Annotated in this window: 22 protein-coding genes and 1 tRNA gene; 15 read left to right on the top strand and 8 right to left on the bottom strand. The window is 65.2% G+C overall.

Annotated elements, in window-relative coordinates; all coding sequences use genetic code 11:
* Positions 1–54: 54 nt before the first annotated feature.
* Positions 55–705, bottom strand: coding sequence for a glutathione S-transferase family protein (locus tag JI743_RS13530; protein WP_201928876.1), 651 nt, complete (start codon positions 703–705; stop codon positions 55–57).
* Positions 706–874: 169 nt separating this feature from the next.
* On the opposite strand from JI743_RS13530, the gene JI743_RS13525 reads away from it, so the two are divergent.
* Both JI743_RS13525 and JI743_RS13520 read left to right on the top strand, forming a co-directional pair.
* Positions 875–2503 (top strand): CHASE domain-containing protein, encoded by a 1629-nt coding sequence (locus JI743_RS13525; protein WP_201928875.1) that lies wholly within the window; start codon positions 875–877, stop codon positions 2501–2503.
* Positions 2504–2553: 50 nt separating this feature from the next.
* Positions 2554–3570 carry a LacI family DNA-binding transcriptional regulator gene (locus JI743_RS13520; protein ID WP_227340001.1) on the top strand — a complete coding sequence of 339 codons (1017 nt, stop codon included), beginning with the start codon at positions 2554–2556 and terminating at the stop codon, positions 3568–3570.
* A gap of 7 nt (positions 3571–3577) precedes the next feature.
* On the opposite strand, the gene JI743_RS13515 is transcribed toward JI743_RS13520, so the two are convergent.
* A complete protein-coding gene (locus tag JI743_RS13515; protein ID WP_201928874.1) occupies positions 3578–4069 on the bottom strand; it encodes a RidA family protein in 492 nt (163 codons plus the stop codon).
* Positions 4070–4143: 74 nt separating this feature from the next.
* A complete protein-coding gene (locus tag JI743_RS13510) occupies positions 4144–4905 on the bottom strand; it encodes a hypothetical protein (protein ID WP_201928873.1) in 762 nt (253 codons plus the stop codon).
* A gap of 367 nt (positions 4906–5272) precedes the next feature.
* Here JI743_RS13510 and dcm point away from each other — a divergent pair, with 367 nt between their 5' ends.
* From dcm to JI743_RS13485, 5 genes are all read left to right on the top strand, one after another.
* Positions 5273–6544 (top strand): DNA (cytosine-5-)-methyltransferase, encoded by a 1272-nt coding sequence (gene dcm / locus JI743_RS13505; RefSeq protein ID WP_201928872.1) that lies wholly within the window; start codon positions 5273–5275, stop codon positions 6542–6544.
* Positions 6534–7004, top strand: a complete 471-nt coding sequence (locus JI743_RS13500) for a very short patch repair endonuclease (RefSeq protein WP_269090319.1) — start codon at positions 6534–6536, stop codon at positions 7002–7004. The genes dcm and JI743_RS13500 overlap by 11 nt, the downstream gene beginning before the upstream one ends.
* The gene (locus JI743_RS13495) at positions 6991–8217 is read left to right on the top strand and encodes a type II restriction endonuclease (RefSeq protein WP_201928870.1); all 1227 of its coding nucleotides are present in this window, start codon (positions 6991–6993) and stop codon (positions 8215–8217) included. Before JI743_RS13500 ends, JI743_RS13495 begins: the two co-directional genes overlap by 14 nt.
* Before the next feature lie 161 nt (positions 8218–8378).
* On the top strand, positions 8379–11054 hold the full coding sequence (gene acnA, locus JI743_RS13490; protein ID WP_201928869.1) for an aconitate hydratase AcnA: 2676 nt from the start codon (positions 8379–8381) through the stop codon (positions 11052–11054).
* Between the two features lie 16 nt (positions 11055–11070).
* Positions 11071–11352, top strand: a complete 282-nt coding sequence (locus tag JI743_RS13485; RefSeq protein ID WP_201928868.1) for a ribosomal protein L7/L12 — start codon at positions 11071–11073, stop codon at positions 11350–11352.
* 26 nt (positions 11353–11378) lie between these two features.
* On the opposite strand, the gene JI743_RS13480 is transcribed toward JI743_RS13485, so the two are convergent.
* Positions 11379–11454, bottom strand: a tRNA-Val gene (locus JI743_RS13480).
* Positions 11455–11506: 52 nt separating this feature from the next.
* Positions 11507–12466 carry a helix-turn-helix domain-containing protein gene (locus JI743_RS13475; RefSeq protein WP_201928867.1) on the bottom strand — a complete coding sequence of 320 codons (960 nt, stop codon included), beginning with the start codon at positions 12464–12466 and terminating at the stop codon, positions 11507–11509.
* A gap of 309 nt (positions 12467–12775) precedes the next feature.
* Here JI743_RS13475 and JI743_RS13470 point away from each other — a divergent pair, with 309 nt between their 5' ends.
* From JI743_RS13470 to JI743_RS13445, 6 genes are read left to right on the top strand one after another with little or no spacing between them, the layout of a single operon-like run.
* On the top strand, positions 12776–13336 hold the full coding sequence (locus tag JI743_RS13470) for a thermonuclease family protein (protein WP_201928866.1): 561 nt from the start codon (positions 12776–12778) through the stop codon (positions 13334–13336).
* Positions 13337–13383: 47 nt separating this feature from the next.
* Entirely contained in the window at positions 13384–13761 is a 378-nt protein-coding gene (gene crcB / locus JI743_RS13465; protein ID WP_201928865.1) for a fluoride efflux transporter CrcB, read from the top strand.
* Positions 13758–14957: an RluA family pseudouridine synthase gene (locus JI743_RS13460; protein ID WP_201928864.1), complete on the top strand. Its 1200-nt coding sequence runs from the start codon at positions 13758–13760 to the stop codon at positions 14955–14957. Before crcB ends, JI743_RS13460 begins: the two co-directional genes overlap by 4 nt.
* Positions 14957–15580 (top strand): FMN-binding negative transcriptional regulator, encoded by a 624-nt coding sequence (locus JI743_RS13455; RefSeq protein WP_201928863.1) that lies wholly within the window; start codon positions 14957–14959, stop codon positions 15578–15580. Before JI743_RS13460 ends, JI743_RS13455 begins: the two co-directional genes overlap by 1 nt.
* Positions 15577–15813, top strand: a complete 237-nt coding sequence (locus JI743_RS13450) for a hypothetical protein (RefSeq protein WP_201928862.1) — start codon at positions 15577–15579, stop codon at positions 15811–15813. Before JI743_RS13455 ends, JI743_RS13450 begins: the two co-directional genes overlap by 4 nt.
* Entirely contained in the window at positions 15810–16505 is a 696-nt protein-coding gene (locus JI743_RS13445) for an ATP12 family chaperone protein (RefSeq protein WP_201928861.1), read from the top strand. Before JI743_RS13450 ends, JI743_RS13445 begins: the two co-directional genes overlap by 4 nt.
* Here JI743_RS13445 and JI743_RS13440 read toward each other — a convergent pair.
* The 3 genes from JI743_RS13440 to JI743_RS13430 are packed head-to-tail and all read right to left on the bottom strand — an operon-like array spanning position 16502 to position 19457.
* On the bottom strand, positions 16502–17305 hold the full coding sequence (locus JI743_RS13440) for a crotonase/enoyl-CoA hydratase family protein (protein WP_201928860.1): 804 nt from the start codon (positions 17303–17305) through the stop codon (positions 16502–16504). The two genes, JI743_RS13445 and JI743_RS13440, sit on opposite strands and share 4 nt — an antisense overlap.
* A complete protein-coding gene (locus tag JI743_RS13435) occupies positions 17302–17919 on the bottom strand; it encodes a 2-hydroxychromene-2-carboxylate isomerase (protein ID WP_201928859.1) in 618 nt (205 codons plus the stop codon). The genes JI743_RS13440 and JI743_RS13435 overlap by 4 nt, the downstream gene beginning before the upstream one ends.
* Positions 17916–19457 carry an acyl-CoA synthetase gene (locus tag JI743_RS13430; RefSeq protein WP_201928858.1) on the bottom strand — a complete coding sequence of 514 codons (1542 nt, stop codon included), beginning with the start codon at positions 19455–19457 and terminating at the stop codon, positions 17916–17918. The genes JI743_RS13435 and JI743_RS13430 overlap by 4 nt, the downstream gene beginning before the upstream one ends.
* A gap of 146 nt (positions 19458–19603) precedes the next feature.
* Between JI743_RS13430 and JI743_RS13425 the strand changes: the two genes are divergently transcribed.
* Positions 19604–21133: a class I adenylate-forming enzyme family protein gene (locus tag JI743_RS13425; protein ID WP_201928857.1), complete on the top strand. Its 1530-nt coding sequence runs from the start codon at positions 19604–19606 to the stop codon at positions 21131–21133.
* 74 nt (positions 21134–21207) lie between these two features.
* A complete protein-coding gene (tldD, locus tag JI743_RS13420) occupies positions 21208–22650 on the top strand; it encodes a metalloprotease TldD (RefSeq protein ID WP_201928856.1) in 1443 nt (480 codons plus the stop codon).
* The last annotated feature ends 8 nt before the right edge of the window (positions 22651–22658 follow it).

The raw sequence follows: 22658 nt of genomic DNA, 5'->3' as shown, positions 1-22658 counted from the left end.
CGGCAGCGCCCTCCCCACGGCTATGCCGCAGGGAGGATCGGGCGCCGCGGCCGCTCAGGCCGCGAGCACCTTCGCCATCATCCGTTCTTCCTTTGCGACCCACGGCGCCATGCTCGGGCGCGCGAGGATGGCTTCGCTCCATTTGGCGATGCGCGGGTGCGTCGCCGCGTCGATGCAGCTTCCGCAGTGGCGCAGGTTCACCAGCGGCGACACGACCGCCAGGTCGGCGATCGTCAGCCGGTCGCCGACCAGAAATCCGCTGTCGGGGATCGCGCTTTCCAGATAGTCTAGCAGCTTGGGCAGTTCGACCGTTTCCGCCTCCGCCGCGGCGGCAAGGTCGCCTTCGCGCTGCAGGAATTTCGGCGCGACGATGCGGTTGAAGAACATCTTGCCGCCGCACGCCGCGAACACCGTGTCGGCAAACTCGTCCCACCAGATGACCTGTCCGCGCTCGGCGGGATCGGCCGGGATCAACGCGGGTTCGGGGTGCTTCGCCTCCAGATAGTGGATGATCGCGCTCGAATCGGCGAGCAGATAGCCGTCATCGTCGATCGCGGGCATCTTTCCCAGCGGCGACGCCGCGCGGAACCCCGGGTCGGGATCGCCGATCCCCACGCCCTTGAGCTCGAACGCCAGCCCCTTCTCGCCCAGATAGGCGATCAGCTTGCGAACGAACGGCGACACGATAGACCCGTAAACAATCATTGCGACTTCTCCTTTTGACGCCGCACCATAGAAAAAAGGTTGCAGACTGCAACCATAATCACATGCGTTTCCAGAGGTCTGAATCCGCTTGCGTTCGCCCCGTGCGCATGGAACAACCACGGCCGGAGGGGGGACGCTGCTGCGGCAGCAATCAGGCAGGACTCCAACAATGCGCCCTTCGACCTGGGCAGACCGGCTGTTGGCCGTGCTGGTCCGTTTTGTCGGCATCCTCATCCTGCTCGCGACGATTGCCGCCGCGACGGCGAGCTTCCTTTACAACAAGGCAGAGGATTCGGCCCGCGCCGACCGCGTGGCCATTCAGGTCAACCAGCGACTTCGCGACCATATTGCGGTGCTCGAAGGCGTCCGCGCCCTCTATCAATCCGACACGACGTCCAGCGGGCCGGGAATCCGCGCCTATCTCGCCGCGCTCCGCCCGCAACAGCGCGCGCCGGGGATGGAGGGTATCGGGATCGCAATTGCAATCCGGCAGGATACCCCTGCGGCGGCCGAAGTGATGCTGCGCGAAAATTACGGCAGGGACATATCGGTCTGGCCGACGACCGACCAGCCGATCGGCTTTCCGATCGTGCTCGTCGAACCCGCGAACCCGCGGCGGGACAATGCGCTCGGATATGATATGTTCAGCGAGCCGGTGCGGCGCGAGGCGATGCGGCGCGCGTGGCGCACCGGCCAACCCGCCGCGAGCGGCATCGTCCAGCTCGTCCAGGAAAAGGGGCTTGCGCACAAGCAGCCCGGCTTTCTCGTCTATATCCCGGTCTATGCCGACCGGGATCTGCCGCCGGACGCCACCCGGCCGGAAACCGTCACCGGCGACACCGGGACGCGCCCCATCGAAGCCTTTGTCTATGCCCCTTTCCGTACCGGGGATCTGATGACCGCGGTGCTCGGCGCGCAGCTCGATGCAATCGAGGGGATCGAGATTTACGCCGGCGACGGCCCCGCGGCGATGCCGGTGTTCCGCCACGGCCGCATGGGCTGGGATGTCGAGGAACGGCGGCTGCGCGTCGCCGACCGCGAATGGACGATGCGGATTTCCTATGGCCGCATCCTCGAACGGATCGGGCGGCCGGTGGCGATCTTCCTCTTCGGGCTCGCGCTGGCGCTGCTCGCGACCCAGTTGCACCGGATGCAGCAGCGGCGCGTCGGCGCGGCGCAGGCGCTCGCCGAGGAAAAGGCCCGCCACGCCGACGATCGCGAACTGATGATCGGCGAAATGGCGCACCGGATGAAAAACGCCTTCGCGCGGATCGGCGCGCTCGCGCGGATCACCTTGCGCGAATCAAAGGGTCTCGACGATTTCGAGGTGCGCTTCGACGGCCGGTTGCGCGCGCTGTCCGACGCCAAGCAGATGCTGGTGACCGGAACGGTCGACGCGGTCGAGCTTTCGGCGATCGTCCACCGCGAACTCGAACTCGCGGGCTGGAACGAGGAAAGGCTCCGCGCCGTCGACGGCCCTGCGGTGCTGCTCGACGAGGAGGGCGCGCAGGCGATTTCGCTCGCGATCCACGAATTTGTGACCAACAGCATCAAATATGGCGCGCTGTCGGGCACCGGCGCGCTCGCGGTCGACTGGTCGCGCGGCGAGGGCGAGGTCGTGCTGCGCTGGACGGAGACCGGGCTCGCCACCACCCCCGACGTCGCGCGCGAAAGCTTCGGGACGCAGTTCATCCGCTCGATGATCGAGCGTCAGCTCAAGGGCAGTTGGGAGCGGAGCGCCGCCGATCGCAGCCTGTCGATCGTCATCCGCTGGCCCGACGCACCCGCTGCCGATTGACAATCCCGACCCCCGCGGCAAGAGACTGGCGACAGGGGAGGACGATATAGGTGACCGCACGCATGCTGCGCCCGACCAGCTTCGACGTCGCCGAGCGCGCGGGCGTGTCGCAATCGACCGTGTCGCGCGCGCTGCGCGGCAGCCCCGGCGTCAATGCCGAGACGCGCGCCCGCGTGTCGGCGGCTGCGCGCGAGCTTGGCTATGTCGTCGACCGCCACGCCTCGTCGCTGCGCCTCAAGAGCAGCGAGACGCTCGCGCTCGTCACCATCTGCCGCCCCGGCGAGGATCGCAGCGCGATCAACCCCTTCTACTTCGCGCTCCTCGGCAGCATCGCCGCCGCGACGTCGGCGCGCGGCTTCAACCTGCTCGTCAGCTTCCAGGAAAGTCCCGCCAATTTCCGCGCCGATTTCGTCGCCTCGGGGCTTGCCGACGCGATGATCGTCATCGGCACGACCAGCAACCGCGCGGCGTGGGACTATTTCGCCGAGGCGCAGGCGTCGGGGCTCGAATTCGTGTGCTGGGGCAGCCCCGGCGATCCCTTTCACTGGATGCGCAGCGACAATGACGCGGGCGGGCGCATCGCCGCCGAGCATCTGGTCGCGACCGGCCGCCGCCGCCCGGCCTTCGTCGGCCCGCAGCGCTCGCCGCAGCGCCAGTTCGACGAGCGGCGCGACGGGTTCGCCGCCGCGCTCGCCGCGCACGGCATCACCCCCGCGATCGTCTCGCCGCCCGCCGGCGCCGACCGCCATGCGCAGGGGGTCGCCGCGGCGCGCGCGCTGCTCGACGCGCATCCCGACACCGACGCGATCTTCGCCGCCAGCGACATGCTCGCGCTCGGCGTGCTTCAGGGGCTCAAGGATGCGGGGCGCAGCGTGCCGGGCGACGTCGCGCTCATCGGCTTCGACGGCATCCGCGCGGGCACGCTCGCCGACCCGGCGCTGACGACGCTCGAGCCCGACCTCGACGCCGCGGGCGAGGCGCTCGTCGCGATGGCGCTCGAGGATGACGACCACCGGCTCGGCGGAACGCGCATCCCCGTCCGCCTCGCGCGGCGCGGCACCGCCTGAGCGCGGCTCAGCGCTGCGCGCGCCGCGCTACCACCTTGATCTCGACGACCGCATTCGGGTCGTAAAGCGCGCTGACGCCGATCGCGGTCCACGCCGGAAAGGGCGCCTTCACATGGCGGTTCTTGACCGCCGCCAGCGCGTCGATCGACCCGCGCAGGTCGGTGTGAAAGGTCGTGAGGTCGACGACGTCGGCCCAGCTCGCGCCCGCGCGCGCCAGGGTCGCGCCGATCCGCTGAAACGCCCGCTCGAACCCCGGCTCCAGCCCGTCGTCGCCCTCGCGCGGCCCCGCGACGACCCCCGACAGATAGATGGTGTCGCCCGCGATCACCGCATCGGCATAGCCGAACTCTTCCTGGAACGCCCGCGCGCGCGGGTCTTCGGGCATCAGCACCGTCGTCGGCTCGCCCGCCAGCGCCGGCGCGGCCATCGCGCCTCCCATTCCCGTCATCGCAGCCCCCGTCATCGCCGCCACCAGCAGCGCCCGTTTCATCGTCTGCATAATATCTCCTCTCGATCCCCGGCCGCGCCAAGCGTGGCAGCAAGTCGCGGCGCGCGCAATCGCGAACGCAGCGCTCAGGCGGCGGGGTCCGGACCGTCGCCCTCGACGTCGTCATCGTCGTCGCCGCCGTCATCGTCGGCCATGCGATGGTCGGCAACGCGCGGCGACACGGTCCACACCGGGTCGCGCGGCGCGATCACCTGAGTCGCCTTGGCCTCCAGCACCGCGCGCCCGACCGCGCCGATCGGCTGGCCGCACATGCGGCAGCATCCGGCGTTCAGGTCCTCGCGGCTGCGCGAGCGTTCGATGATCGCGATGCGGCGCAGGATTTCGGCGTCGGTTTCGTCGGCGGTCGGGCGCGCGCATTTGCCGCCCTTTGGCCCCTTGTCGAACGTGACCCCGCGGAAAAATTCCTCGCGCGATAGAAAGCGGTGCTGCACCGCCTCGGGCAGGACATAGGCCTTGGCCTCTTCGGGGGTCAGATGGACATTCTTCCCGTTCTTGAGGTCGCCGCGCTTGATGAGCAGCCCGAGGATCGAATCCGACGGCACGATCCGCCGCTCGACCTCCTTGCCGCCCCGCAGGATCACCATCTCGCGCCCCTCGACCGCGCGCTCGTACGCGACCGCCTCCAGCCCGCGCAGCGCCTTGGCGATCGCCTCCTCGCACGCCTTGTCGAACGGCGCGAACAGCGCGCGCGAGCGGTTGACGGAGGTCGTGCTGACCCCCGCCACCCGCGCCGCGTCGGTGATGCACCCGGTGCGCGCCAGCGTCGCAAGGAACACCCGCGTCCGCGCCGCCGTCCACCCGTCGCTGCGCACGCGCAGCCCCGGCATCAGGGGATTGGAGTGCCTGGCCCCGGCATCGCCGCCCGCCTTGCTCCCCTCCCGCCCCGCCTTGACCCCCTCCCGCTTGCGGGAGGGGCAGCGAGGCTTGCGGGCTTGCCCGCTAGCCGCCGCGGGGAGGGCATCCTCACCCACACCACGCTTGGACACCCCCGATTTCCCCCGCGCACCGCGCTCCACCACACGCGCCATAGCTCAACCTCCCGAATCACTTGGAATGAATCAGAGCTATTTTGAACCTATTTGGATAATGTAGGAAAGGGTCCTTAAACTCTAGCCAGTAATATATTCACGTTATGTTCTTGCCAACCGGGAAGATGTACGCCACAGTGGCAAAAATCGACCCAGGGAGCGCCGAATGCAGAATAACGCCGACACCGAGTTTTCTTTGCTACGTCAACGCGCAGGGATGTCGATAGACCAAGTGGCAGATGTGGCAGGTTTTTCAAAGCGAACCGTTTATCGATGGGAGAATGGCGAAACCGAACCAAGGAAGGCGGCCGTCCAACTCCTGCATGACCGTTCGGAAAACTTCCGCCCTGCTCCCGCCGAAAACCCGGCTTTCCGCTTCATAGACTTGTTCGCTGGAATCGGCGGGCTTCGCCGTGGCTTTGAACCGTTGGGTGGAAAATGTGTGTTCACGAGCGAATGGGACAAGCATTCGCAACGGACCTACTTGGCCAACTACGACTGCGACCACGATGTGAGAGGTGATATCACCCAGGTGCCGCTCGACGAGATTCCCGAGCACGATCTGCTATTGGCCGGCTTTCCGTGTCAGCCCTTTTCCATCGCCGGAGTGTCAAAAAAGAATGCCTTGAATCGGCCTCACGGCTTTCTCGATCAAACTCAGGGCACCTTATTCTTCAATGTAGCGAAGATCATCGAACACCGACGTCCCAAAGCATTTCTACTGGAGAATGTTAAGAACCTAGTGAACCACGATAAGGGGCGCACTTTCGAGATTATTTACGATACGCTGACCAAAGATCTAGGTTACGATGTCTATTGGAAAGTCATAAATTCTAAGTCTCTTGTTCCACAACAGAGAGAGAGAATTTTCATCGTCGGATTTCGCGATAAAATGGATTTTTCATTCGACGATCTTGAACTCCCTGACGCATTTGCAGGGCCGAGGCTCGGAAGCATTCTGCATCCAGAGGACGGCAGCGAGGCGCCGGAGGCGCCTTACACGAAAGGAAATATTGGCTCTGTTTCCGAGAAATACACACTCACTGACCATCTGTGGAGCTATCTGCAGGGCTACGCCGCCAAGCATAGAGCGGCAGGAAACGGCTTTGGCTTCGGCTTGGTTGGACCAGACGACATAGCTCGGACGCTGTCAGCTCGTTACTACAAGGATGGATCGGAAATTCTGGTGAGACAGGATGGGAAGAACCCACGCCGGCTGACTCCTCGTGAATGTTCGAGGCTGATGGGCTTTGACAAGCCTGACGGTCAGGATTTCATTATCCCCGTCTCGGACACTCAAGCATACCGACAGTTTGGAAACGCTGTCGTCGTGCCTGTGGTTGAAGCGGTAGCGGCCCACATGAGGCCTTGGCTCACCGGGTCACATGAGGAGACAGAAAGGCCGACAGGCTTAGAAGAGATGTCGCTTGCCGGGTGACATAGTTGATCCGGCAACACGAAGCCGGATGATGGGCGAAATAAGGTCGAAAAACACCCAACCTGAGCTTGCAGTTCGTCGGGCCCTTCACGCTTCGGGGTTTCGCTTCCGACTTCATTCAAGGGACCTTCCCGGCAAACCCGATATTGTCTTGTCCAAATGGAAGGCCGTAATTCTCGTCCATGGCTGTTTCTGGCATGGCCACGATTGCCCGCTTTTCAAACTGCCTTCGACCAAGCGTGAGTTTTGGAACGAGAAGATCGGACGAAATAAAGAACGCGACAGGGAGACAATCGAGAATCTGCGATCTCTCGGGTGGCGCGTACTCACTGTGTGGGAGTGTTCACTCAAAGGAAAAGAGAGACTGGGCATACAAATGGTAGCCGACCTTATCGATCATTGGCTACGGGAGAAACCGGGCGACATGGAAATTCGGGGAATGGCAAATGCCGATCGGTGACATCGTCGAATGGTTGGATGAACATAGCGGCGCCAATTTCACTTGGTACATCAAGCGCCTTTCAGGGAACGATACGCTCGCCAACGGAAGCCACCAAGCGGGGCCGTATTTTCCCCGTGAAGTCCTTTTCGGTTTTTTCCCATCCCTCGCTCGCCAAGAGATAAAGAATCCCGACGTTCATTTTGATTTATACTTGGATTCCCATGCCGACCACCGGAACGTTCGGGCGATATGGTACAACAACAAGTTCCACGGAAATGCCACGGGAGGCCGAAACGAAACCAGATTGACGGGCTTCGGTGGTAGCGCGTCAGCCTTGCTCGATCCCGAAAGTACAGGCGCACTTACGATATTCGCATTCAAAATGCCCTCCTCGTCCGAACAGGCTATTTGCCATGCTTGGGTTTGCCGGGACGAAATCGAGGAAGAATTAGTCGAGGACCGTGTTGGCCCTGTAGAACCTGGAAGATGGATGACTTGGCCCCCTCAGCAGGGACATTTGTTCAATAAGCCTCCGGTTCGCGCTAGTTGCTGGCTTCAAAGCCACGAGATTCCTACCCCTTGGCTGACCAAGTTTCCAAGTAGTCGCGAGATTATTCACAAGGCTGTCGAACTCCGCTCAGATAGCACTCTCAATCCGGACCGGAGACTGCTTCGCCGCCGGGAGTGCGAGTATGAAATCTTCCTGAGCGTTGAAGAGGCGATCGAACTTCCGTTCATCAAGGCGGGCTTTCAAAACGTCGACAGCTTTGTCTCCCGCGCGCAAACCATCCTGCAACGCCGCAAGGCAAGATCGGGGCGTTCTCTTGAACTGCATACGCGCGAGATTTTTATCGAAGAACGGATGATCGAGGGCGCCGATTTTGTTCATCAGCCTGAGTCTGAACCCGGAAAACGCCCCGACTTTCTGTTTCCTTCGGCCGAGGCTTATCACGACTCTACCTTTCCAAGTGAGCGGTTGAAGATGCTCGCAGTCAAAACGACCTGCCGTGATCGATGGCGACAGATACTCAACGAAGCGGACAGGATTCCCGCAAAGCACCTCCTCACGTTGCAAGAGGGTGTATCCGAAAGTCAGTTTCGCGAAATGACCGGAGCGGGTGTGCGACTCGTCGTCCCTGAAGGTCTGACGGAGAAATTTCCCAGATCCGTCCAACCCCACCTCCAGTCACTCGAAAGCTTTATCGCCGATATGCGTCTTCTGAAGAAATGACTTCGGTCGAAGCCCTCCCATCCCCCACCCCCCTTGCAATTCCCCGCCCCCGGCGTAAGGCGTCGCCAACACAAACCGCGCGCGCGACTCCGCTTGCCCCGCTCTCCTGAAACGGGCCGGCGTCCGTCATTCCCCGCCGCGCCCGAACAGGGAAACTGCACATGACCACGACCGGCAACGACACGCTTGGCACCCGCTCGACGCTCGACGTCGGCGGCAAGACATATGCCTATTACTCGCTCGACAAGGCGGCGGCGAAGCTGGGCGATGTGTCGCGGCTGCCGTTCAGCATGAAGGTGCTGCTCGAAAACCTGCTGCGTTTCGAAGATGGCGGCTTCACCGTGTCGACCGACGATGTGCAGGCGATTGTCGACTGGCAAAAGGACCCGCGCTCGAACCGCGAGATCCAATATCGCCCCGCGCGCGTGCTGCTTCAGGATTTCACCGGCGTTCCCTGCGTCGTCGATCTCGCCGCGATGCGCGATGCGATTGCCAAGCTTGGCGGCGACACGTCAAAGATCAATCCGCTCGTCCCCGTCCACCTTGTCATCGACCACAGCGTGATGGTCGACGAATTCGGCCATCCCAAGGCGTTCGAACAGAATGTCGAGATCGAATATTATCGCAACGGCGAACGCTATGACTTCCTGAAATGGGGCTCGAAAAGCCTCGACAATTTCAAGGCGGTCCCCCCGGGCACCGGCATCTGCCACCAGGTCAACCTTGAACATATCGCGCAGGCGGTGTGGTCGAGCGAGGATGGTTCGGGCGAAATGGTCGCCTATCCCGACACCTGCGTCGGCACCGACAGCCACACGACGATGATCAACGGGCTGGGCGTGCTCGGCTGGGGCGTCGGCGGGATCGAGGCCGAGGCCGCGATGCTCGGCCAGCCCGTGTCGATGCTCATCCCCGAAGTTGTCGGCTTCAAGCTGACGGGTAAATTGAAGGAAGGCGTCACCGCGACCGACCTCGTGCTCACCGCGACGCAGATGCTGCGCGCCAAGGGCGTCGTCGGGCGCTTCGTCGAATATTTCGGGCCGGGCCTGTCGACGCTCAGCCTCGCCGACCGCGCGACGCTCGCCAATATGGCGCCCGAATATGGCGCGACCTGCGGCTTTTTCGGCATCGACGACAAGACGCTCGATTACATGCGCCTCACCGGGCGCAGCGACGACAATATCGCGCTGGTCGAAGCCTATGCGAAGGCGCAGGGGCTGTGGCTCTCGGCCGACATGCCCGACCCGGTGTTCACCGACACGCTCGAGCTCGACATGGGCAGCGTCGTTCCGTCGCTGGCGGGGCCGAAGCGGCCGCAGGACAAGGTGATCCTGACCGCGGTCGACGACGAGTTCAACGCCGACCTCAAAAAGGTCTACAACAAGGACGCGGCGCAGCGCGTGCCAGTCGCGGGCAAGGATCATGACATCGGCGACGGCGACGTCGTGATCGCCGCGATCACCAGCTGCACCAACACGTCGAACCCCGGGGTGATGGTCGCCGCGGGGCTCGTCGCCAAAAAGGCGAACGAGCGCGGGCTGAAGCCGAAGCCGTGGGTCAAGACCTCGCTCGCGCCGGGGTCGCAGGTCGTCACCGACTATCTGGTCAAATCGGGGCTGCAGGATCATCTCGACGCGGTCGGCTACAACCTCGTCGGCTATGGCTGCACGACGTGCATCGGCAATTCGGGGCCGCTCGCGCCGCCGATTTCGGAGGCGATCAACGGTAACAACATCGTCGCCGCCGCCGTCCTGTCGGGCAACCGCAATTTCGAAGGCCGCGTGTCGCCCGACGTGCGCGCCAACTATCTCGCCTCGCCGCCGCTCGTCGTCGCCTATGCGCTCAAGGGCACGGTGACCGAGGATTTCACCACCACGCCGATCGGGCAGGACCAGCAGGGCAAGGACGTGTTCCTCGCCGACATCTGGCCGACCAATCAGGAAGTCGCCGACGCGATCGCCGGCGCGGTCGACCGCGACATGTTCCTCGGCCGCTACGCGCATGTCTATCAGGGCGACGAGCATTGGCAAAAGATCGAGGTCGAGGGCAGCGACACCTATCAGTGGCGCGCGGGCAGCACCTATGTCGCGAACCCGCCTTATTTCGAGGGGATGGAAATGACCCCCGCGCCGGTGTCCGACATCGTGAATGCCAAGCCGCTCGCGATCCTCGGCGACAGCATCACCACCGACCACATCAGCCCCGCGGGCAGCATCAAGGCGGACAGCCCGGCCGGAAAATGGCTTATGGAACATCAGGTTAGCAAGGCCGACTTCAACAGCTACGGCGCCCGCCGCGGCCACCACGAAGTCATGATGCGCGGCACCTTCGCCAACATCCGCATCAAAAACGAAATGGTCCCCGGCATCGAAGGCGGCATGTCGCGCTATGGCGACGAAGTCATGCCGATCTACGACGCCGCGATGCGCCACAAGGCCGACGGCACCCCGCTCGTCGTCGTCGCGGGCAAGGAATATGGCACCGGCTCGTCACGCGACTGGGCGGCAAAGGGCACCAACCTGCTCGGCGTCCGCGCGGTGATCGTCGAGAGTTTCGAGCGCATCCACCGCTCGAACCTCGTCGGCATGGGCGTGCTGCCGCTCCAGTTCACCGGCGGCGACACGCGCGAAACGCTCGGCCTGACCGGCGACGATCAGTTCACGATCCGCGGGGTGGCCGATCTCAAGCCGCGCCAGACGGTGACGGTCGAAGTGACGCGCCCCGACGGCTCGACCTTCAGCTTCGACACGCTCTGCCGCATCGATACCGCGAACGAGGTCGAATATTATATGAACGGCGGCATCCTGCACTACGTCCTGCGCAAGCTGGCGGCGTAAGGCATAGGCGAGGACGATGGGCGCATTGATCCTTTTCGTCCTCGGCCTTGTCGCGGGCATTGCGCTGACGCTCGCTCTCCAGCGTCGCGGCGGCGACCGGCGCGACCTGACCACACCGCCGCCCGCCCGGCTCGCGCCGCCGCGCGCGACCAGCAGCGACATCGATGAGGCCGAAATCATCGTCCTCCTCCGCCTTGGCCGCAAGATCGAGGCGATCAAGCGGATGCGCGAACAGACGGGCATGGGGCTGGCCGAAGCCAAGGACGCCGTCGAGGCGATCGAGCGCGAGCAGCGCTGAATTTCAGGGACGTGGCCTTCCGCACATGGTGGGCGCTGACGGGCTCGAACCGCCGACCCTCTCGGTGTAAACGAGATGCTCTACCAACTGAGCTAAGCGCCCCCAAAGGGAAGCGCGCCCCTGCCACAGCCGGACGGCGCTGGCAAGCCGCTGCTTACTCGTCGAGCGCCTCGAAAAAGCGCGCCATCGCGTCGAACGCGCCCTCGGCGAGCGCGATGAAGATGCGCCGTCCGTCATCGGGGTCGGCCTCGCGCAGGAACAGGCCCGCGTCGGTCATTGTCTTGATCCAGCGCAGCGCGGTCGTTGCGGGAACCGCGGCGGCGATGCACAGGCTCGATACCGATACCGGCTGACGTTCGAGCCGCGCGGCATAGAGATCGAGCAGCATGTCCCACGCCGGGTCGGCGAACAGGTCGGCCGGGAAATATTGCTCGCGCATCCGCCGTTGCCGGATCATCCGGCGCACCAACTTTGCACGCTGACGGTCGAGCGCACGGTCTTCGGGGACGAAGCTTCGCGGCATGGCGGCGAAATCGCGCAGCGGCGACCGCACGCCGCCTGCAAATCCACTATATTCTTCGTGGCTTGCCGAAGAAGCTGCCGCCGGCGTCCCGCTGAGACCACCCTGGCTCGCGATGTCGCCGAGCATCCGCGAAATCCGCGCCACCTCTTCCTGCAAGCGATCGATCCGCTCCATCGCCGCATCGCGCGCGACGTCGCAGACGACAAGTTGACGCGGCGCGCGGACTGCGGCGATCGCGGCAAGCCGGTCGGCCGCGTCGGCGTCGACCAGAAATTCCGCACGGAGCGCGTCGGGGACCAGCGCGACGACACGGTCGAGCGCCGCCATGGTTGTTTCGCAGACCAGTCTGCACCCCCGCGCCGCCGCTGCATCGCATAGTTCGGTCAGCAATTCGTTCTCGATCGATTCGGACGCGGCGAGCCAAACGATGTCGACCCGCGCCATTTGCCTGATCCACCCGGCCGCCTGCACCGGCGCGACGGCCGCAGCGAGCCGGACGCCCCCAAAAGCATCCGGCGCCGCAAATTCGTCGTGCGGCCCGACGAACAACAAGGGGGCCGCCCCGACGTCCGGCTCGTCCCACTGTCGCATGCCGGATTTCAATTCGAGACTGGCCGGATACCGCAGCGACCGTGCCTCGGATTGCAGATCCACCAATTGCTCCATTCCAGCGCCCTCCCCCATCATTCGCTCCACCCTGACACCACTATGTCGTCAATGCGGTGTCAACCGCATCCTGTTCGCTCCTCTTTGTCGCCAAATCGGACCAAAGAGGCGCTGATCGTCGCCATGCGTCCGACCAGCGCGTTCAGCGTCACTCCATTTTGGACACGATTTGTTCTCATCGTCAATCCCATTTGATGCTTGCCATCGATGCGGGCTGCGGCCAGTCGCCGCGCTATGCGATTGTCCGTACCCCGATTGCGTTGGCGCCGGCGGCTGCGGGCGACGGGTGCGCTGTTGCTGCTGGCGGCGATGCTCGCGCTCATTTGGACGCGGAATCCCGAACCGGTCGAAACCGTCGCGCCGATCCGCATCGTCGACGGCGACAGCCTGATTATCCGGTATGACGGCCGCGCTCTGGCCGTACGCCTGCGTGGAATCGATGCGGTCGAGTATCGCCAATCCTGCTCGCGCCAGCGCGTCGACTGGCCGTGCGGCATCGAGGCGCGCGACGCGCTGCAGCAGATCGTCGGGCGCGGCGCGCTGCATTGCCGCTTCCTGGCCAAGGACAATTATGGGCGCACCCTGGCACAATGTCGGACCCGAACCGCGCCCGACGGCGTCGACATCGGCGCCGAAATAGTCCGCCGGGGCTGGGCCGTTGCGACGAGCGACGACTATCTGGCCGAAGAAGCCGCCGCGCAGGCCCAACGGCGCGGCGTCTGGCAAGGCGATTTCCTTCGCCCCTCCGATTGGCGGGCACGGCAAGCTTCGTCGGCAAAGGCTGCGCGCGAATAATGATGGCGATGCTTTTCGCGCGCGATCTTTCGGGCTAGGGCGGCGGGATGAACGGGCTTTTCCCAGTGATGGTCGGCGGCGCGATAGGCGCGGGCGCGCGGCATTTGGTCGGCTATGCGATGCTTGCGCGGCTCGGCCCCGGCTTTCCATGGTGGACGCTCGCGGTGAATATCGGGGGCAGCCTGGCGATGGGGCTGCTGATCGGCCATTTCGCGCGCAGCGGAGCGACCGAAGCGGCGCGGCTGTTCCTCGGCGTCGGCCTCCTGGGAGGTTTCACGACCTTTTCGTCGTTCAGCATGGAATTCTGGCTGCTCTTCGAGCGTGGCCAGACTGCGCAGGCGGTGGCCTATGCAGTCGCGTCGGTCGCCGGAGCGATCATGGCCTGCGGGATCGGCATGCTGGTGATGCGGCAGGTGCCGGCATGAGCGGCGGCACGAAAATGGACGGCGCGACCATCGGCGAAGAGGATGACGGCATCCGGCTCGACCGCTGGTTCAAACGGCACCGGCCGGGAACCCCGCATGCCCTGCTCGCGCGCTGGGCGCGGTCGGGGCAGCTCACGCTCGACGGGCAAAAGGCCGACGTGTCGGACAGGATTGCTGCAGGGCAAACGCTCGCCATGCCTACGCCGCCGGTCGAACGCACGGCGCCACCCGCGCGCAAGGACCGTCCGCTGACCGACGCCGACGTCGCACTCGCCGAATCGATGCTCGTCCACCGCGACGCGAGCGCATTGGTGCTCAACAAGCCTCCCGGCCTCGCGACGCAGGGCGGGACAAAGACCGACGCGCATGTCGACGGCTTGCTCGACGCCTTCAAATATGATGCCCCCGTGCGTCCCAAGCTCGTCCACCGGCTCGACAAGGACACATCGGGGGCGCTGCTCGTCGCACGCACGCCGCGCGCCGCCGCCTGGTTCGCCAAGAGCTTCTCGAACCGTAGCGCCAAGAAAACCTATTGGGCGATCGTCGTCGGCGTCCCCGACATTGCGCAGGGCGAGATCGACCTGCCGCTTGCCAAACAGCCCGGTTCGGGCGGCGAGAAGATGCATGTGCACGACAGCGGCCTGCCGTCGAAAACGCGCTATCGCGTCATCGAACGCGCGGGGAACAGTGCGGCGTGGGTCGAGTTGCAACCGCTCACCGGGCGCACGCATCAGTTGCGCGTCCATATGGCGGCGATCGGCCATCCGATCGTCGGCGACGGCAAATATGGAGGCAAGGGTGCGTTCCTGACCGGCACGATCAGCCGCAAGCTGCACCTCCACAGCCGACGGTTGCGGATCGATCATCCCGACGGCGGCCAGCTCGACGTCACCGCCGACCTGCCCGAACATTTCGCCGCGAGCCTCGACGCGCTGGGCTTCGACCTGCTGCTCGGCGACATCCACACCGATGAAGAGGAACGGGGGCCCGCCCCCAAGGCAGCGATGAAGGCCGCCGCCAAGGCGCACAGCAAACAGATCCGCAAGGCGCGCCGCGGCGAACGCCGCGGACGCACCGCAACGAGCAAGCCCACCGACAATGTCGGCAAACCCAAAGCAAAGACCGGAAAGCCCCCGGCCCGCCGCGGCCCCGCCAAGCCCGGCGCGCGCAAACCCGGCCCCCGAAAGACACGCTGATGCACCCCAACCAGATTTTTCGGCCCAAGGATGACCAGCTTGCACCCATGTTCGTACGCGAGATCGGCTTTGCCGCCTTGTTCGCTGCGAGTCCCGACGGCCCGCGCGTCGCGCACGCGCCCGTGCTGCTCGGCGACGACAACGCGACGCTGCGCTTTCACATCTCGCGCGGCAATGCGCTCGCCAAACATATCGACGGCGGAACATTGCTCGCGGTCGTGCAGGGTCCTGACGCTTATGTCAGCGCCAATTGGTACGCCGCCGCCGACAAGATGGTACCGACATGGAATTATGTCGCAATCGAAATGGAAGGCGAGGTTCGCAAGCTCGACGACGCGGGGCTCGTCGCGATGCTTGATGACCTTTCGGCGCTCCATGAGGCCCGGATCGGCGAAAACCCGCCGTGGACACGGGCCAAGATGGAACCCGCGCTGTTCGCCAAGATGACGGGTGCGATTGTCGGGTTCGAAATGCGCATCACCGCGTGGCGGCCGACGCTGAAACTGTCGCAGAATAAATCGCCCGACGAACGCGAACGCGTCGCGGCGGGGATCGAGGCGTCGGGCCACGGCGCACTCGCACATTTGATACGCCAGCTTGGCGGCGCTAGGGAGAGCGCATGACCCAGACCGACGACGCCCTCGCCAAAAAGCGCTTTGTGGCGCTATCCAGCATGCGCATCATGGGCGCAATTCTGGTGCTGGCAGGTTTTGTCCTTATCCGCGGCGGCATTGAACTGGCGGGTCAGCCAACCGACCGTTGGATCGGGGTCGCCGTTGTTCTCGTCGGCGCCTTCGATTTTGCGGTCATGCCGAAAATCCTTGCACGCCGCTGGCGTTCGCCGCGCGACCTGTGAAGCGGTTCTGGAAGGCCGCCGCCGCCGTCCGCGAACCGGACGGCTGGAGTATCGCGCTCGACGAGCGGCCGGTGCGCACCCCGGGCCGTGCGCCGCTGTCGGTACCAAGCGAGGCGCTCGCGCAGGCCATCGTCGCCGAATGGGACGTGCAAGGCGACACGCTCGATCCAGCGCGCATGCCGATGACCGGCATCGCCAATGCCGCGATCGACCTTGCGCTTCCCGACCCCCGCGCCTTTGCCGCACCGATTGCCGCTTATGCCGAAAGCGACCTTTTCTGCTACCGCGATGACCGCGACGCCGCGCTTCAGGCCGAGCAGGCGGCAAGCTGGAACCCGCTGCTTGCATGGGCCGAGTCGCGCTATGGCGTGGAGTTCAACCTCGCGCAGGGCGTGCTGCCGGTCGACCAGCCCCCGGCGACATTGGCTGCGTTGCGGGACGCCGTGCTCGCGCAAACGCCGTTTCGGCTCGCGCCATTGGCGCCGCTCGTCACCATCGGTGGCTCGCTCGTCGCAGGTCTCGCGCTGATCGAACGGGCTTTCGATGCCGATATCCTATGGTCCGCTGTCACCCTTGACGAACTTTATCAGGAACGCCGCTGGGGCGCCGACAGCGACGCGCAAAAGGCGCGCGCCGCGAAACAGCGCGACTGGAACAATGCGGTGCGGTTTCTGGAGTTGCTGGCAGTCTAATCGACGAAGTTTGGCGCGCGTTTCTGCATGTGCGCCATCACCGCCTCGATCTGGTTGGGGGTGCGGATGACCTTGACCTGCTCGTCGCTTTCGGCCTGCAGGATTTCGGCGTCGCTCGCGTGGCCCAGCATGTTGCACAGCCGCTTCGCACCGCGGACCGCATGGGGATTCTTGCCCGCAATCGCGCGGGCGAGATCCATCGCATGCGCCAGCGGCTCGTCGGAGACATGCGTCGCGAAACCGAGCAGCTTCGCCTCGCTCCCGTTGAATTCGCGGTTGGTATAGATCATCTCGCGCAGCACATCGTCGGCGACCTGCGTGCGCCACAGCGCCATGCCCCCGACGTCGGGGACGAGGCCCCAGCGCATTTCCATGATCGCAATCCGCGTGTCGGGATGGACGATGCGGATGTCCGCCGCCGCCATGATCTGGCTGCCCGCGCCGAATGCGACGCCATGCACGGCCGCGATGACCGGAACGGGAAGTTCGCGCCAGCCCCAGGCGACATATTGGGCGTTATTCGCAATCCCCTTGGTGCGGTCGGACAGGCTGCCGCCCGCGCTGCTCGCGCCCGGATCGCGGTCGGCCGACAGGCTGGAGAGGTCGAGTCCCGCGCAAAAGGCGCGCCCCTCGCCCGACAGCACGACGACGCGCAGCCCGTCGGTGGCCTTCAGCGTGTCGATCGCCTCGGCGAGCGCCTCCCACATCGCGCCGTCGAGCGCGTTCATCTTGTCGGCGCGGATCAGCCGGACGTCGGCGATGCCGTCCTCCAGCATGGTGATCGAAATGCGGTCCTTCATGGGAGAGTCCTTTCAAGCGCCGCCTCTACGAGCGGGAGCTGGTCGTTTCCGAAATACATGTCGTCGCCGTCGACGAAGATCGTTGGCGATCCATAGCCGCCGCGCGCGATCAACTCGTCGGTGTTGGCGCGCAGCCGCGCCTTGGCGTCGTCGCCCACCGCAGCCTGGGCGACCGCTGCACCGTCGAGCCCCGCGGAATCGGCAACCGCGATCAACACCGCGGGGTCGTCGAGATTCTCCTGCGCGCCGAAATAGCTCGCAAAGGCGCCGCGCGCAAAGCGCACCAGCGCCGCCTGGTCATCCTCCAGAGCGCAGCAGAAGCGCATCGCCGCGACGCTCTTGGCCGGATGCCATTCTGACGGAAAGTTCATCGGCACGCCCGCAAGGCGCGCCCAGTCCTTCAGCACCTTCCAGCTATGCGCGAGCCGCCGGTTGTCGGCCTGTTCGCGCGCGGCATAGACCGCCGGATTGACGGCATTGAACACCCCGCCGACCAGGATCGGGCGATAGCGTGCGCTCGCGCCCGTCCGCTCGAGCAGCGCAGGCAGGTTGTGAAAGGCAAGGCACGTCCAGGGCGACGACAGGTCAAAAAAGAACTCGACCCGATCGGTCACGCGCTTACGCCTTCGGCCTTCGCCTTCTCCCAATATTTGTCGCGGAGCAGGCGCTTGTAGAGCTTGCCCGTGTCATGCCGCGGCAGGGCTTCGACGAAATCGATCCGGCGCGGGATTTTGATCCCCGACAGCTTCTGGCGCGCAAAGGCGACCAGTTCGTCGCGAAAGGCGTCGGTCGCGTCGGCCATGTCCGAGAGCTGGATGACGGCGATCACTTCCTCGCCCATCTCCTCGTGCGGGCCGCCGACGACCGCAACGTCGGCGACCTTCGGGTGCGTCACCAGATGATTCTCAATCTCCTGGGGATAAATGTTCACCCCGCCCGAAATGATCATGAAGCTCTTGCGGTCGGTGAGGTAGAGGAACCCGTCGGCGTCGACCTTTCCGACATCGCCGAGCGTCGTCCAGCCGCGGCTGTTGCGGCTCGCCGCCGTCTTTTCGGGATCGTCGTGATACTCGAAAACATTCTCGCTTTCGAAAAAGACGATGCCCTCCTCACCGGCAGGCAGCTCGCTTTCCTTGTCCTCGGCCATGATATGCACCGCGCCGTTGAGCGGACGCCCGACGGTCCCCTTGTGCGCGAGCCAGTCGGCGCTCGATGCGAAGGTCATGCCATTGCCTTCCGATCCCGCATAATATTCGAGCAGCACCGGACCCCACCAGTCGATCATCGCCTGCTTGACCGGCACCGGACACGGCGCGGCCGCGTGGATTGCGCCCTTCATCGACGACACGTCATATTTCGCGCGCACCGCTTCGGGCAGCTTGAGCATCCGCACGAAATGGGTCGGCACGAACTGCGCGCTGTTGCAGCGATAGGTCTCGATCGCGGCAAGCGCGCCTTCGGGGTCGAATTTCTTCATCAGCACGACCGTCCCGCCGAGCCGGTGGATCGTCATCGACCAGCGCAGCGGCGCGGCATGATAGAGCGGCGCGGGCGACAGATAGATGCTGTCGGGACCGATGCCAAACGCCGCCGCCGCCAGCATGACGAGGCTGTTGGGCGCATCGATTGCGCGCTCCTCGGGCAAGGGAACCTTGACCCCCTTGGGCCGCCCCGTCGTCCCCGACGAATAGAGCATGTCGACTCCGGCGCGTTCGTCGGCGATCCGCTCGGAAGGCATTGCGGCAAGCGCCTCCTCGATCGCCGGCCAGCCCGCAATCTCCCCTCCCATCGAGAAGCGCGCGATCGTCGTCTCCAGTTCGAGCGCCGCGGGCGCGAGGCTCGCCGATACGACGAGCAGCTTTGCCCCCGAATTTTCGAGGATATAGTCGGTCTCGTCCTGCGTCAGCCGTGACGAGATGCAGACATAGCGCAGCCCCGCGCGCTGCGCGCCCCAGGTCAGTCCGTAATAGCGCGGCGTGTTGTCGAGCATGAAGGCAACGACATCCTCATGCCCCAGCCCCCGCGCGCGAAACAGCTGCGCGGCGCGGTTCGACAAGGCATCGAGTTCGGCATAGCTCAGCGTCTCGCCGGTCTCCGCGACGATCACCGCCGGTTTGTCGGGATGCGTTTGCGCGTGGACAGAAGGGTGCATCGGGCATCGTCTCCGGAATCATGTTTATCGTGTCGCCAAATGAGTAGCGGACTGAAACTTTTGGTCAAGCGAGGCGGCCCCGGCGTGCGCCGCCGAATGCGATGGGGCGCCATTGCGCGCAGATATTGCTGTGCTACCCCGATGCGATGACCAGCACCGCCATGCTCGAAAGCGCTTTCGCCACCCTGCCCGACCTCGTCCGCGCGCACGCCGTCGAGCGCCCCGATGCCGTAGCGGCGGCGGACCCCGAACGGCGCCTGAGCTGGGCCGAACTCGACGCGCTCACCGACCGAATCGCGACGCGCCTGCAGGCCGATGGCTTTGCGAAGGGCGACCGCACGGCGATTGCGGGGCTCAACAGCGTCGAGCAGGTGGCGGTCATTCTCGGCACCCTCCGCGCCGGCGGCGTCGCGGGGCTGATTACCAACAGCGCGACCGGCGAGCAGATGGCGGCGATGATCGCCGACACCGGCGCGCGCCACCTCTTCCTCGACAGCGCTGCCGCCGCGAGCCTTGCGGGGCAGGATGTGCGGGCGTCCGATCGCATCGCGATGGACGAAAGCGACGCGGGCACGCGGCTTTCGGCATGGATGGCCGCCCCCGGCGCGCGCCCTGCGCCGGTCGCAGTCGCGCCCGAAGACGGCTTCAACATCATCTATTCGTCGGGGACGACCGGCACGCCGAAGGGCATCGTGCAAAGCCATGCGATGCGCTGGCAGCATATCGTCCGCGGCGCGCCCGCCTATGGCCACGGCGCGGTGACGATCCTGTCGACGCCGCTCTATTCGAACACGACGATGGCAAGCTTCATGCCCACGGTCGGGTCGGGCGGGCGCGTCGTGCTGATGAAAAAGTTCGACGCACGCGGCTTCCTCGAACTTGCCGAGCGCGAGCGCGCGACCAACACGATGCTCGTCCCCGTCCAGTATCGCCGCATCATGGCGCTCGACGATTTCGACCGCTTCGACCTGTCGAGCTTTGTCATGAAATATTGCACCTCGGCGCCCTTCCCCGCCGCGCTCAAGGCCGACATTTTGAAACGCTGGCCCGGCGGGCTCGTCGAAATCTACGGCATGACCGAGGGCGGCGCGGCCTTTTTGCTCGAAGCGCATAAATATCCCGACAAGCTCCACACCGTCGGCCAGCCCGCGCCGGGTCATATCGCCAAGGTCATCGACGAGGCGGGCAACGAACTGCCGCAGGGCGAGGTCGGCGAAATCGTCGGGCGCAGTCCGGCGATGATGACGGGATACAACAACCGCCCCGATGCGACGCAGGCGATGCACTGGCGCGATGCCGAGGGGAATCTCTTCTATCGCCACGGCGACATCGGACGCTTCGACGAGGACGGCTTCCTGACCCTGATGGACCGCGCGAAGGACATGATCATCTCGGGCGGGTTCAACATCTATCCGAGCGATCTCGAGGCCATCCTGCTCGCAGACGAACGCGTCGTCGAGGCCGCGGTGGTCGGGATGCCGAGCGAGGAGTGGGGCGAGACCCCCGTCGCCTTCGTCGTTCTGGTCCCCGGCGCCGATGCCGGGGCGGTGCGCGCCGACTGCAACGCAAAGGTCGGCAAGACTCAGCGATTGAGCGCGATTCGCACTGTCGCCGAGCTGCCGCGCAGCCCCATCGGCAAGGTGCTCAAGCGCGAATTGCGCGACGCCTATCGCTGAGGCGCGGGGCGGAGATCGCACAAAAGCGTCAAGGCGACTTTGCGCAACCACGCCCCCGTGCCTATATCGCGCAAATGACAAGCCTCACCGATCCTCGCCGCTTCCTCTATCGCACCGATGCGCTCGACCCCGATTTGGCGCAGCAGCTGACGCGCGAGGCGCTGGCGAGGGCCGACGATGGCGAACTCTACCTGCAATATCGCGCGACCGAGAGCTTCGGCTTCGACGACGGCCGCCTCAAGACCGCCGACTATTCGACCGACGCGGGCTTCGGCCTGCGCGCGGTGTCGGGCGAAATGACGGGCTTTGCGCACGCCAGCGACATCAGCGCGGGCGCAATCCGACGCGCCGCCGAGACGCTGGCGCTGCTCGACCCCGCGAAGGCGCCGCACGCGCCGCCGCCGCCGCGCACCAACCGCCACCTGTATGACGAGGCGAACCCGCTCGACCTCGTCCCCTTCGCCAAGAAGGTCGCGCTCTGCCAGCAAATCGATGCCGCGGCGCGCGCGCGCGATCCGCGCATCGTCCAGGTGTCGGTCAGCCTTGCCGGCAGCTGGTCGGTCGTCGAGATCGTCCGCGCCGACGGCTTCCTCGCGACCGACATCCGGCCGCTCGTGCGGCTGAACGTCAGCATTGTGGTCGAGGAAAACGGACGGCGCGAGAGCGGCTATTTCGGCCTCGGCGGTCGCTATATGTACGATCATCTGTTCGAGGAAGCGCAGTGGAACCGCGCGATCGACGAAGCGCTGGCGCAGGCGCTCGTCAATCTGCGCGCGGTCGACGCGCCGGCGGGCGAAATGACCGTGCTGCTCGGCCCCGGCTGGCCCGGTGTCCTGCTTCACGAAGCGGTCGGCCACGGGCTCGAAGGCGATTTCAACCGCAAGGGAACGAGTGCCTTTTCGGGCCGCATCGGCGAACGCGTCGCCGCACCCGGCGTGACGGTGGTCGACGATGGCGCAATGGCAAGCCCGGTGGGCGGCGGTCGCCGCGGCTCGCTGTCGATCGACGACGAAGGCACCCCGACGCGCGAGACCGTGCTGATCGAGGACGGCATATTGAAGGGCTATATGCAGGACCGGCTCAACGCGCGGCTGATGGGGGTCGAACCGACGGGCAACGGGCGCCGCGAAAGCTTTGCCCATGCGCCGATGCCGCGGATGACCAACACCTTCATGCGCGGCGGCCACGACGATCCCTCCGAACTGCTGAGCCGCGTGAAGAACGGCATTTTCGCCAAGAGCTTTGGCGGCGGGCAGGTCGACATCGTGTCGGGCAAGTTCGTTTTCAGCTGCACCGAAGCCTACAAGATCAAGGACGGCAAGCTTGGCGACCCGATCAAGGGCGCGACCTTGATCGGCGACGGGCCGAGCGTGCTGACCAAGGTTACAGGCATCGGCAACGACATGGCGATCGACGAAGGCATCGGCATCTGCGGCAAGGGCGGGCAAAGCGTCCCCGCGGGCGTCGGCCAGCCGACCTTGCTGGTCAGCGGGCTCACCGTCGGCGGCACCGCCTGACCCTAGGG

This window comes from Sphingopyxis jiangsuensis, from assembly GCF_016734905.1.
Classification (GTDB): Bacteria; Pseudomonadota; Alphaproteobacteria; order Sphingomonadales; family Sphingomonadaceae; genus Sphingopyxis; species Sphingopyxis jiangsuensis.
Note: the sequence above shows the minus strand (reverse complement) of the source record. Positions and strands in the feature narration are given on the sequence as shown.